Below are 11145 nucleotides of genomic sequence, written 5' to 3' on the forward strand. Positions count from 1 at the left end.
TCTTTATCTCCCTTACTTACATGCAATGTGTATGTATCATAGATTTGCAAATACATGCAAGATGTATGTAAGGTGCTTGTAGTGATATTCGGAGCCGTCAATCTTGCCCCCAGAAAAACCCGCCCGACGCAGCCAGGCAGACCGGCGCGCAGAAACGCGTGCCAAACTCGTAGAGGCTGCCCGAGAACTGTTTGTGAATTCGGGATTTGCCGATACTGCAACCCCAGACATTGTACGTAAGGCCAGCGTAACTCGGGGCGCGCTGTATCATCATTTCAAGGACAAGGCTGACCTTTTCCGCGCCGTCGCAGAAGAGGAGGCCAAAGCGATCTCACACCATATTGACCAAGCAACCCGCAATGTGGCCGATCCCGAACAGGCCATGGTGACAGGATCGAATGCCTTTTTTGAAGCGATGTTGGTTCCAGGTCGGGTGCGCCTCCTGATGGAAGAGGCACCAGCGGTATTAGGGCATAGCGTTGCTGTCGCGTTGACTCGAGCCAATGGAACAGCAGAACTTCGTGAAGGGCTTTCGCGGGCTCGTCCTGAGCATTCACCAGAGCAGATCGATGCTTTGACTAATTTGTTGTCGGCAGCGTTTGATCGCGCCGCTCTTGAGATCGCCTATGGGGGCGACCCAGTGACTTACAAGAAAGCTATGAACCACTTGGTTGGTGAAGTGCTCAAGGGAAAATAGCAGACCTCGGAAGCCCCGCAGTATGGGTCCCTACCCTTTCTTCCGTGAGTTACTCGGCCCATACCGGACTCTCGTCGTGTCAAACGATGCCGCAGCGCAGCTTCCCGAAAGCGGACCTCGCTGTCGCTGCGGTACCGCCAAGCCTTACTCTTTCATCAACTCTTTGATCCCGCCGATAAAGGTCGCGTCGTCCTGTGTCTTGCGCCTGTCGAGCAACTCCACCGCATCCACTCCTGCCCGGTACCTGAGGCGGTCACCGCTGTCATTGGCAGCGTCCCAGATGACGTCTGCAACCGTCTCTGGGGCGGACGGATTAGACGCCAGCTTTCCGAAGACTCGCCCCATGGCTTCGGCCATCGGCGCGTAGTCCGCAAGGTCCTCTTCCATGGCGAAGTCGAATGAACTCCCGCCAAAGTTGGTTTTGATCATGCCGGGTTCGACGATGCGGACATGGATTCCGAGCGGTTCAAGCTCGTAATGTAGTGCTTCCGACAGACCTTCGACCGCGAACTTCGTCCCATGGTAGAGCGTGCCGAGCGGGAATGTGATCTGGCCGCCGATGGATGAGATGTTGATGATCGTGCCTGCGCGGTTTGCACGCATATGCGGCAGTACGGCTTTCGTGACCTCCATCAGTCCAATCACGTTGGTATCGAACTGGCGGCGGATGCGATCCATCGAGAAAGCCTCCAGCGCGCCGTATGCTCCGTAACCCGCATTGTTGAGAAGGACATCGATCTTGCCAAAACGGTCGATGCCGGCGGCGACGGCGTCCGTGATCGAAGCGGGATCGGTGACATCGAGACGCACGACCTGGACGTTGTCTAGTTCGGCAAGGTCGCCTGCGCTGTCGGGGTTGCGCATGGTGGCGACGACATTCCAGCCTTTGGTTTGGAAATGTTTGGCAGTGGCCTCTCCAATGCCCGAGGAGGCGCCGGTGATCAGAATGGTTTTCATGAGGTATCTCCTTCAGGCGTTGAGCTTGAGCATATCTTCGATGCCGAAGTTGGTCATGACAGTGCGGGTGACTTCGTGAAGCACGTGATTGTAGCGCTCGATCTCTGGGCCAACGCCCACGTGATCCACAACGGTACGGAACGGCTTTTGTCCGAAGGGTTTTTCCAGAAGGTCGACAACCGCTTCCGCAATCCGCTCCGGGCGTTGATCGGGTGTCGCCGTTATCATCTCGGCCAAGCCGACTGCGGACATTGCGGGTACCGCTGCGAACTCCCCAAACTGCGCCTCGCGTTCCGGGTCGGCTGGCGCGACCATTCCGTCGAAGAAGGCAGTCGGCATGGCGCCTGGTTCGAAGATGCAGGATTCAATCCCAAACCCAGACAATTCGGTCCGATAGCATTCAACGATCGCTTCCAGTGCCCATTTCGACGCGGAATAGGTTCCATAGAACGGTGTCGCGATCCGGCCGATCAGGCTGGAGGTGTATAGAACCGTCCCCCGCCCCTGCGCCCGCATATGGGGCAACGCCGCGCGCATGACACGCTGCACACCCATGACATTCACATCAAAGACACGTGCCATATCCTCGGGCGACATCAACTCTTGTATCCCGTATGAGCCGATCCCGGCATTGTTGAAAAGGACGTCAATGCCATCGTGATGGGCAATGGCTTCGGCCATCCCACGCTCGGTGCTGGCCGTGTCGGTCACGTCCATTTCGACGATGGACGCCCCCGCCACTTCAAGCTCGGCAACTGTCTCGGCGCTCTTTCCCTCGCGGCTTCGAACACTTCCAGCAACCTGATAGCCTTGTTCAAGAAGCGCGAGCGCAGTCGGCTTTCCAAACCCGCCTGCGATACCGGTGATCATAACCTTTTGGATGTCGGTCTCCTTTGCTGTGTCTTGATCACGTTAGTCGCATCATGCGCTTCATTCTTTTCCGATTGACCAGAATACTTGCCTGATCCTCCAGAAATAGAGATTTCTGTTTTGGTGGGGTGTGTAGTGATGCTATCGAAAGACGTCCTTAGGGAGGCCTTCGACATGACGAGCGAAAATCTGTTATCTCACATCACCGCGCTGCTCGATCAAGCAGGCATCGCTGAAGGTTCATTTCATCATGCGCAGAGCGGCACCCACCTCCTGCGGCATCACGCGACAACCGACTTGAGTGCAACCGTCTATCGACCGCTACTTTGTCTTATCCTGCAAGGCGCAAAGCAGGTCGGGTCCAGCACTCGAACACTCACGGTCGGCGCCGGGCGGTCGCTTATCGTCAGCCATACCTTGCCGGTTGTTTCGCGCATTACAGAGGCCTCCCCCGGGGCGCCCTACACGGCCTTGGTCCTTCCTCTCGAACTCGATCTTCTCAGGTCACTAGCGCCTTCGGTGTCCTCCACCTTGAGTGTGAAGTCCGCTGATCCATTCTCGATCTGTTTGTGTGACACCGATCCAGGTCTGACAGACGCACTTCACCGCTATTTCCTTCAGTGCGAGGAAGGGGAAACGCGGCATCTGTTGGCACCGATTACGTCCCGCGAAATCCATGCAAGACTTTTGATCGGACAACATGCGCAGACCCTGCAAAGGCTTCTCTGGCAAGAGAGCACCGCCAGCCGAATTTTAATGGCAACCCGCGAAATACAGGCAAACCTGTCGGAAACCATCGCTGTCAGAAATCTGGCTGAGAGGATCGGGATGAGCAACTCGGCCTTCTTCGAGCACTTCAAAGCTGTCACAGGAACTTCACCGCTCCAATATCAGAAGGAGCTGCGCTTGTTGAAGGCCAGAGACGACCTAAGAACAAGTCGCGCCAAGATTTCCGAAGTCGCATTCGCTGTGGGCTACGAAAGCTCCGCACAGTTCTCGAGAGAGTATTCGCGCAAGTTCGGCAGAGCGCCCAGGCAAGACCGTGCTCTGGAAGCTGCCGGTTGATGAGCCTCTGACTGGCATTGGCGGCCCAAAGCCGCCATTGGCCCAGAACCTTCATCGCTGCAATGCGGCCCGCCAAAGCCGTCATTCGCCGCGACTGCAAACTCAGGGCTATCGCGAACACACAGTTTGCGGGACAATACTGTCACTCGCCTGTTGAGGGTGGATGACCACAGGCAGCCCGAAGCGGACATTCACAATTAGACTTTGCAGTTTCCAAGACGCCAAAGAGCGAACTTTTACACGAGGCTATACCCGATACCAGTTTTCAACGTCTCGGGTAGCTTCCTCGACTGTAAAAGCAGCCTCTACCTCTGCGATTACACACCGTACTTCATCCGGGCTAGCAATAAGTTCCAAAATACTCGCCCCTAGATCATGGGCTGACCCGGCATTTGAATAAATCGTATCGACCCCAATTCTGATGGCGTTTCGGTATTGCAGTAGGTGCTCAAAAAAAAGCACATAAATCATCTCTTCGTAAGGAGAATGACTGTCCGCTTCAGAGATCAAACCCAGTTCTGCGGCCTTGGCACACGTCAAACGCCAAGCCAGTTCCATTGTGGATGGTGGCGCGTCCCTGGCCTCATCAGGATGTCTGGGGTTCGCAAACGTAGATCTTCGAATAGCTTCGAGATTGGCACGCAAGTTCTTTGTGGGAACCGGATAGATGAATGTGGTTTCCTCGGATGCTAAAGCTGGTTCAACCTGATCCAGCTGCGTCTGGATGAACTCGGAAAACCTGTTTCCGATGATAGGGACTTCTCCGACAATTAAGTCTGTGGGGTCGGTATTCTCCGCCAGCCATCGCGCCAGTGCTCTCCGACCCCACAGCCCGGCAGCCTTTCGGATCAACGGATGAGTGCCATCCGAAACATCTGGATACCTAGCGAGTAGATCTTCGGTCTGAAACGCCGCGAGCCCTGTATCCCAACGCATGATATGCACGCGACGTCCCAAGGAGACTGAAATGGATATCTGCTGACGCAACAGGAATGACTTTCCTGATGCTGGTAATCCAGTGAAGAAAACCATGCGGCAACGACGTGCAGCGTCGGCCAGGTGTCTTCCAATCTCAGTGTCCGCAAAACTGTCGATAGAAATTGCGTATCTCCTAATTTGGTGTCAGCCGCAGACCGGAGCGGCAAGCGTTCACCACCTCCAGGATTGTTGCCCAAGAAATCCGGCGATTTCACAGATGCATTGTCAACCTGAATTGCCTCAAAGTGAATTTTGCCTCTCAGTTATTCACTTAACCACCTAATAACTCGCCGGTCTCAAAAATTGATCATTCCGCAGCACACGCTTCTTGACGAGCATGCGTCCTTGACTCTTCACAGACTAGGAACGACAAGAGTGTATTGGTAAAACATTACTCGCCGCCGCGATGCTGCCGGTTACGATAATCCAATGGCCTTCAGACTAATTGTAGCATGTGCCCCAACATAGGAACGGGTTCCGCTGGGGTCTTCGCTATGAGCTCGTTCCTCGCAAGCATTTGCAACTGTCACCTGACGTGCTCCAGTCATCGCGTGACCCATGAAAGAAGGCGCCGTATGAACAACACATGGCTCTTGAATTGCGTGCTTGATGCCCGATAGATCAGGCCTCAGGCTCCGTTTCGACCATTCATTCATCGTGTTTGCTCGCTGCATTCTTTGTTTGATCCCGACACTTTTGGTGTTTCTCTCAGGAACGCAGCTTCCTGCTCAGGTCGCAGGCAATGCCGATGGGTCTGTTTGTGACGAAGGTTTCGAAAACAAGAACGGATCCTGCCAAAGAACTGACTTACCAGAAAACGCATTTTTGACGGGTAGCGCCTATGGCAGCGGCTGGGAATGCAATCACGGTTTTCAGATTGTCGGAGAACTCTGTGAGGAAATAAGAGTTCCTGAAAATGCCTATCTTGCATCAACCGGAGATCAGTGGGAGTGCAATCGGCTGTTCCAGCGTGTTGGAGAAGAATGTGAAGAAGTGATTTCGCCTCAAAATGGGTACGTCGAAACCCGGTTTGGCGTGCAGGAAATACACTGCAACTGGGGATTTCGTAAGGAGAACCAGGATTGTGTTGCAATAGAAGTCCCAGAAAACGGCCGTCTGAGCGACAGAGGAAGATCGGATGGTTGGGTATGCCTCAGAGGTTACAGGGCAGCGGAGAGCGGCTGTGAGCCTGTGGCTGTTCCACAGCATGCGTATCTTGCACCTGAAACTTATTCCGGATGGAAATGCGAACGTGGTTTTCGCGCAAACCGGGACAGGTGCGTTGCGATCCTTGTCCCTTCAAACGCTCATTTGAATCGAAGAGGTGATGGTTGGGAATGTAATCGGCCGTTCACGAGACAGAACGACGAGTGCACCGAAAATGTGCCGCGACAATAAGTTGGTGGAAACCAAAGCCGCCTAACAAATCCGGAAGGACTAAGCCGTGAACCATAACTCGATTGACGAAAACCTGGGTAAAAGTCTCAAAGCTGAAAAGGCGCGTCGCCGGTCCTACAGGATTAAGATATCTATTGCGTCAGCAGTGTGTGTTGCGGCGATAATTGCAGTGGTGTTCCTCTGATGCGTAAAAATGCCCCTCAAGTAACCCTTCCCAGTTCAAAGATGTCAGCTCATGGTCTGGAACAAAGAGCGTTTCAGGACCGCAGTGTTCGTAAGCCGCGGAACGCTGACGTATCAGGAGTGATTGAAGAAGAATTTGGAAAGTACTTGATTAAAGCTGGTGTTCTGAGCGGCAATAGTGTTGCACGGGCATTTCCCAAGCCACCGGCTAAAACACAGGCAATGATTGCCGATGCAGTTGGCGAAACACCGGCATTGGCCATTGAAGCCTTAAAAGAAATTCTTGAAGAACGAGACAGGAAGCGTGGCGGTCAACGCCGTTTGGAGGGAAACTCTGGCACCCTCGTTCCCAGCGAAAGAGAATATGCCGAGGCATTGCGCCAGATCAGGCTCACCCCCGCGCAGGTCACATTGCTCAAAGCACTTGCAATCGCAGGCAAGGACGGTCTGACCATTGGTCACTTGTCTCAGGCGGCCGGTTACAAATCGCGCGAGGCCTCCATCAAAGTCTTCAAGAAAATCGGGCTATTGATTGCAGAATATCTGGAGCTCGAACTTCCCGAAGCCGGATCGGCGCAGAATGATGGCGCCGCTCAGGTCCTGGCATTTTCTCACATCGAAAGTGACGATGAGCCAGCAACCTGGATTATGCATCAGGAACTGCGCGATGCTGTTCGTTCGGTTCTATGACGTACGTTCCAGCCCCTGCTTTTGAAGCGAGCTTTGAACCGGAACAAATGCACGAAAGGTTGCACACGTAGCTTATGTTGGAGAAAAAACCATACCCGCTCGACCTGATCTATGTTCCTGCAAAACGTGCAAAAACGCTTGATCAGAAAAAAGTTCTGACGCTGGCCGAAGATATCCTGAAGAACGGTCAAAAGACCCCGATCCAGATACGCGCTGACAACAAAAGGTTCGTGCTGATCGAAGGCCTTCACAGACTAGAGGCTATCCGCGCCCTTGGCGGTGACACGGTTGAAGCCTATCTGGTCCGCGCCAGACTACACTAAACTCTTGTTGGAATTGGCGTTCGACAAAGCCTCGGAAAAGGTCAGCAGGCGCTGACTTTTTTCATCCCAAAGATGCAGTCTTGCACAATGCAGGCTCTCATACAGAGTAATACGCTGGCAATTTTCCAACTCAGAATGGTCACGCAAGACCTCGTCTAGCCGATAAAACGGTATGCGGCTGGCAAGGTGGTGAACATGGTGCACACCGATATTGCCAGAGAGCCAACGCAGAATGCCTGGCAATGCATAGTGAGAACTTCCGTAGAATGCGGCGTTCTGAAGGTTCCAGCCCTCTTCCCGATCCCAGGTCGTGTGTTCAAACTGGTGTTGAATGTAGAAAAGCCAGATACCAACGGATGATGCGACAACCACGGTTGGCAGGAAAACACTCGCCAACACCTCAAAGCCTCCGGTCCACAAAATCAGAGCCAACAATCCTGCAATTGCGGCGTTTGTTCCCATCGCACTTGCCCAGTACAGCCAGCCTGACCGCATGAAGCCAACAGGTAAGCGGTATTGAACAAAAAACGTATAGATCGGCGCAACACCGAACAGGAAGACTGGACTCCGGGTCAGACGATACGCGGCACGCCCGAACCAATTCCGCTTCAGGTATTCCTCAATGGTCAATGTGGGGATGTCACCCATACCGCGCCGATCAAGGTTACCGGTTGAGGCATGGTGAATCGCATGGCTTTGTCGCCAAACGTCATAGGGTGTCACGGTAAGAACACCCAGAACCCTGCCGGTCCAATTGCATGCGCTGCGGTTTTTGAAGAAAGATCCATGACCACAATCATGCATAATGATGAAGATGCGGACCAGAAATCCGGCGTTCAGAACAGCCAGTAATATTGCGATCCAGACGCTAAATGATAACGCAAACCACGCAAGGGCCCATAGCGTGAACAAGGGGACAACAGTGATCGCAAGTTCAAAAACACTGCGCTTCGCATCGGGCACACGGTATTGCGCGAGCACCCGCGTCCAGTCTTTAGGTTGCAACTTACTTGGTCTCCGACGGCTTATACTAGCCCAGTGTGCAAACGGGCACCCAAAAAGGGTGCCCGAAAGTGGTTAAGCCAATGCCAGATTGGCGGCGCTGTCGCGTCCGTCACGGCCCGCTTCAACGTCGAAGGTAACCTTCTGGCCATCCTTCAATTCGCTGATTCCGGAACGTTCAAGTGCCGAGATATGCACGAATACGTCGCGCTTGCCATCTTCAGGCTCGATAAAGCCAAAACCTTTGGTCGAGTTGAACCATTTTACTGTGCCATTTGCCATAGTGGAGGTCTCCTAATAGTTGCCGCCCGCATCATTGCGGCGACTCGGCGTGGTCGGTCTGAATCGAAAGACTGAACGCCGAATTGGGGAGACAGCAGGTCGAAAAAGATAAACGTAAGCCTTGTGTATATGGACTTCGAGTACGCACGATACAAGCCTTGATGCTTTGGCGGACAACAGAGAATTTGAGCCTGTCTGGCTTAGAACTAGGTTCTGGACCCATTAATTTGGTTGTCGCCATCTTGGTTGTGTGATTCAAGCGCCTGAGTTTCAGGGGTATATCATGAGCAACTTATTCTGGCTGACGGACGAACAGATGGCACGTCTTCAGCCTTATTTTCCGAAGAGCCATGGCAAGCCGAGGGTTGATGATCGGCGTGTTCTGAGCGGGATTATCTTTGTCAATCGCAATGGGTTGCGGTGGTCTGATGCACCTCGCGAGTATGGCCCGCCCAAAACACTCTACAACCGTTGGAAGCGCTGGAGCGACATGGGTGTGTTCGCTCGGATAATGACCGGGCTGGCTGCGGAAGGAACCGATCATAGGACGATCATGATTGATGCAACCTACCTCAAGGCACACCGCACGGCCTCCAGCCTGCGGTTGAAAAAGGGGGGGGTGGCAGGCTGATCGGGCGAACCAAGGGCGGCATGAATACGAAGTTGCACGCCGTGACCGACAGTCTCGGACGTCCGATCCGCTTCTTCATATCTGCTGGGCAGGTCAGCGATTACACAGGGGCCAGAGCCTTGGTGAACAATCTTCCATCCGCTGACTGGCTGCTGGGAGATCGTGGCTATGACGCGGACTGGTTTCGCGAGGCCCTGATAGACAAGGGAATAAAGCCCTGCATCCCAGGTCGGAAGTCACGCGACAAACCTCTCCGATACGACAAACGTCGCCACAAACGACGCAACAGGATCGAGATTATGTTCGGACGCCTCAAGGACTGGCGGCGTGTCGCTACTCGCTATGACAGATCTCCCAAGGTCTTCCTGTCGGCCATCGCTCTCGCGGCTACAGTCCTATTCTGGCTGTAAATCAATGAGTCTGGAGCCTAGGCAAGTAGAGGTGAAACCGTTGCTCTTCGATCCAAACTTGACGGTAGCTTGGGTCAGCGGCACAGAAGACTAACGACCCCTTATCGGAAATTATCCTGCTGCATACGAGACAGCGATAAGCGTCCGTTTTGGTGCCTTGGCGAGACTTTGCAAAGTCAGCTTCCTGCGCATTGTTGTCATTCGGGCATCGCGCAGCATCGGTCAGAGTGGGCTCACAACAGCCGTTGGTTACACTTCACGTGAATGTCGGCTTCCGACATTCAGATCAGGTTTGTTTAGCCCGCTCCCCCTATCCTCTTCACTGTTAGTCGTAAGAAATTCCCTGATCATCAGAGAAAAATTCCCTGTTAATCGATCTAGGGAAAATCCACGCAAGCCACTGTTTTTAAGAGTAACTTCGAGCTCCAAACCTCCGAAAACGGCCTAAATCTATTAGTTTTCCCTGTAAATTCCCTGTTTACAGGGAATTTTGGGCCGAGACTAGCTAGCTACAAACTGCCTGCACAGCCATAATTTTCCCGTAACATGTTGATTTTAAACAAAATATTTTGACCTCGCATCGTAAATGTTGCGGGATGAGGAAAAATCCCGCAACATTTTTGAAGTTGCTTGCGTCCAGCGCTTTCACTAAGGCTTTGAAATAATTGGGTAGTCCCTTTTTGTTTGAGGCAATATGAAATACGTTCCACCGTCGATTGAAGAGACCGCATTCAACTGCCCCCACTGTGGCGCGCTGGCCAAACAGTTTTGGCGCTCTGCCTACGCGCATCCAATGGACAAAGACGCGACACCTCAAATCTGGACGCGTGAACGAGTAGATAACTTCGACTTTGATCAGTTTAACGACGAAGTACGCGAGGATATGCGAAGATTGGTTGAACGTTGCTCAACCGGAGTTCCTTTTGTTGAGAAAGAAGAGAAGTACGTAAATTCTCACGTCGGGAACCTATGGTTCAGCCGCTGCTTTAACTGCGATCAGCTTTCAGTTTGGATTTACAATCGTTTAGTTTTTCCCGTTGTTGGAAGTGCACCAGAAGCAAATTCGGATTTACCAGCCGAAATCAGGCGTGACTACGACGAGGCCAGTGCGATCCTCGATTTGTCGCCACGGGGTGCCGCGGCGCTAATCCGTCTAGCAATTCAAAAGCTATGTGTGGAACTTGGGCAGTCGGGCAAGAACATTAATGAAGACATCAAATCCCTTGTCCAGAATGGGCTGGATGCTCGTGTTCAAAAGGCGCTGGATGCTGTGCGCGTCATAGGGAACAATGCCGTCCACCCGGGCCAAATTGACCTTCGAGACGACCGAGCGACCGCCGAAACCCTGTTCCGGCTGTTAAACCTTGTCGCAGAGAAGATGATCACAGAACCGAAGCATGTCGACGAAGTCTATGCATCTCTACCTCAGTCCCAATTGGACGCGATTCAAAGACGAGATAAAAAATGACAGGTTTCTGCGCTGCAGAAATTCCCGCAACAAATCCCGCAACATTTTTTTGATGAAGTACCACTAAGATACTGAAATAAAATTTTTTTTCAGAAAATCAGAATCCTACCACCCCAGCCATGATTTTCCATTAAATCACACACTGAATAATTGGTTGCCGATTGTGGCTAATTTTCAGGGACTTAGTTTTT

The 11145-nt window shown here is 52.8% G+C and carries 12 protein-coding genes; 7 read left to right on the top strand and 5 right to left on the bottom strand.

Going from position 1 to position 11145, the window contains the following annotated elements; translation table 11 throughout:
* Positions 1-103: 103 nt before the first annotated feature.
* The gene (locus ACR0KJ_RS18730; protein WP_480627387.1) at positions 104-697 is read left to right on the top strand and encodes a TetR/AcrR family transcriptional regulator; all 594 of its coding nucleotides are present in this window, start codon (positions 104-106) and stop codon (positions 695-697) included.
* Between the two features lie 144 nt (positions 698-841).
* On the opposite strand, the gene ACR0KJ_RS18735 is transcribed toward ACR0KJ_RS18730, so the two are convergent.
* Both ACR0KJ_RS18735 and ACR0KJ_RS18740 read right to left on the bottom strand, forming a co-directional pair.
* Entirely contained in the window at positions 842-1654 is an 813-nt protein-coding gene (locus tag ACR0KJ_RS18735; RefSeq protein WP_170623086.1) for an SDR family oxidoreductase, read from the bottom strand.
* A gap of 12 nt (positions 1655-1666) precedes the next feature.
* A complete protein-coding gene (locus tag ACR0KJ_RS18740; RefSeq protein WP_480627388.1) occupies positions 1667-2524 on the bottom strand; it encodes an SDR family oxidoreductase in 858 nt (285 codons plus the stop codon).
* 174 nt (positions 2525-2698) lie between these two features.
* Between ACR0KJ_RS18740 and ACR0KJ_RS18745 the strand changes: the two genes are divergently transcribed.
* Positions 2699-3589, top strand: a complete 891-nt coding sequence (locus tag ACR0KJ_RS18745; RefSeq protein WP_170623084.1) for an AraC family transcriptional regulator — start codon at positions 2699-2701, stop codon at positions 3587-3589.
* Between the two features lie 246 nt (positions 3590-3835).
* On the opposite strand, the gene ACR0KJ_RS18750 is transcribed toward ACR0KJ_RS18745, so the two are convergent.
* Positions 3836-4621: a DEAD/DEAH box helicase family protein gene (locus tag ACR0KJ_RS18750; RefSeq protein ID WP_480627389.1), complete on the bottom strand. Its 786-nt coding sequence runs from the start codon at positions 4619-4621 to the stop codon at positions 3836-3838.
* 555 nt (positions 4622-5176) lie between these two features.
* Between ACR0KJ_RS18750 and ACR0KJ_RS18755 the strand changes: the two genes are divergently transcribed.
* The 3 genes from ACR0KJ_RS18755 (at position 5177) to ACR0KJ_RS18765 (ending at position 7161) form a co-directional block, all read left to right on the top strand.
* Positions 5177-5965 carry a hypothetical protein gene (locus ACR0KJ_RS18755; protein ID WP_170623076.1) on the top strand — a complete coding sequence of 263 codons (789 nt, stop codon included), beginning with the start codon at positions 5177-5179 and terminating at the stop codon, positions 5963-5965.
* A 183-nt stretch (positions 5966-6148) separates the two neighbouring features.
* Complete coding sequence (locus ACR0KJ_RS18760) at positions 6149-6838, top strand: hypothetical protein (RefSeq protein ID WP_170623074.1); 690 nt, start codon at positions 6149-6151, stop codon at positions 6836-6838.
* A 74-nt stretch (positions 6839-6912) separates the two neighbouring features.
* Positions 6913-7161 (top strand): ParB N-terminal domain-containing protein, encoded by a 249-nt coding sequence (locus ACR0KJ_RS18765; protein WP_170623072.1) that lies wholly within the window; start codon positions 6913-6915, stop codon positions 7159-7161.
* On the opposite strand, the gene ACR0KJ_RS18770 is transcribed toward ACR0KJ_RS18765, so the two are convergent.
* Positions 7153-8166: a fatty acid desaturase gene (locus ACR0KJ_RS18770; RefSeq protein ID WP_170623070.1), complete on the bottom strand. Its 1014-nt coding sequence runs from the start codon at positions 8164-8166 to the stop codon at positions 7153-7155. The two genes, ACR0KJ_RS18765 and ACR0KJ_RS18770, sit on opposite strands and share 9 nt — an antisense overlap.
* Before the next feature lie 72 nt (positions 8167-8238).
* Positions 8239-8445 carry a cold-shock protein gene (locus ACR0KJ_RS18775; protein WP_170430361.1) on the bottom strand — a complete coding sequence of 69 codons (207 nt, stop codon included), beginning with the start codon at positions 8443-8445 and terminating at the stop codon, positions 8239-8241.
* Between the two features lie 283 nt (positions 8446-8728).
* Between ACR0KJ_RS18775 and ACR0KJ_RS18780 the strand changes: the two genes are divergently transcribed.
* A protein-coding gene (locus ACR0KJ_RS18780) for an IS5 family transposase (protein WP_480627390.1) occupies positions 8729-9486 on the top strand; the annotation gives its coding sequence in 2 pieces (ribosomal slippage) (positions 8729-9065 and positions 9065-9486; 759 coding nt in all).
* 694 nt (positions 9487-10180) lie between these two features.
* Positions 10181-10954, top strand: a complete 774-nt coding sequence (locus tag ACR0KJ_RS18785) for a DUF4145 domain-containing protein (RefSeq protein WP_480627391.1) — start codon at positions 10181-10183, stop codon at positions 10952-10954.
* The last annotated feature ends 191 nt before the right edge of the window (positions 10955-11145 follow it).

This window comes from Ruegeria sp. AD6 (assembly GCF_056542325.1).

Coding starts and splice junctions, on each gene's coding strand:
- ACR0KJ_RS18735 (WP_170623086.1), bottom strand. CDS start 1,654: ATGAAAACCATTCTGATCACCGGCGCCTCCTCGGGCATTGGAGAGGCC.
- ACR0KJ_RS18740 (WP_480627388.1), bottom strand. CDS start 2,524: ATGATCACCGGTATCGCAGGCGGGTTTGGAAAGCCGACTGCGCTCGCG.
- ACR0KJ_RS18745 (WP_170623084.1), top strand. CDS start 2,699: ATGACGAGCGAAAATCTGTTATCTCACATCACCGCGCTGCTCGATCAA.
- ACR0KJ_RS18750 (WP_480627389.1), bottom strand. CDS start 4,621: ATGGTTTTCTTCACTGGATTACCAGCATCAGGAAAGTCATTCCTGTTG.
- ACR0KJ_RS18755 (WP_170623076.1), top strand. CDS start 5,177: ATGCCCGATAGATCAGGCCTCAGGCTCCGTTTCGACCATTCATTCATC.
- ACR0KJ_RS18760 (WP_170623074.1), top strand. CDS start 6,149: ATGCGTAAAAATGCCCCTCAAGTAACCCTTCCCAGTTCAAAGATGTCA.
- ACR0KJ_RS18765 (WP_170623072.1), top strand. CDS start 6,913: ATGTTGGAGAAAAAACCATACCCGCTCGACCTGATCTATGTTCCTGCA.
- ACR0KJ_RS18775 (WP_170430361.1), bottom strand. CDS start 8,445: ATGGCAAATGGCACAGTAAAATGGTTCAACTCGACCAAAGGTTTTGGC.
- ACR0KJ_RS18785 (WP_480627391.1), top strand. CDS start 10,181: ATGAAATACGTTCCACCGTCGATTGAAGAGACCGCATTCAACTGCCCC.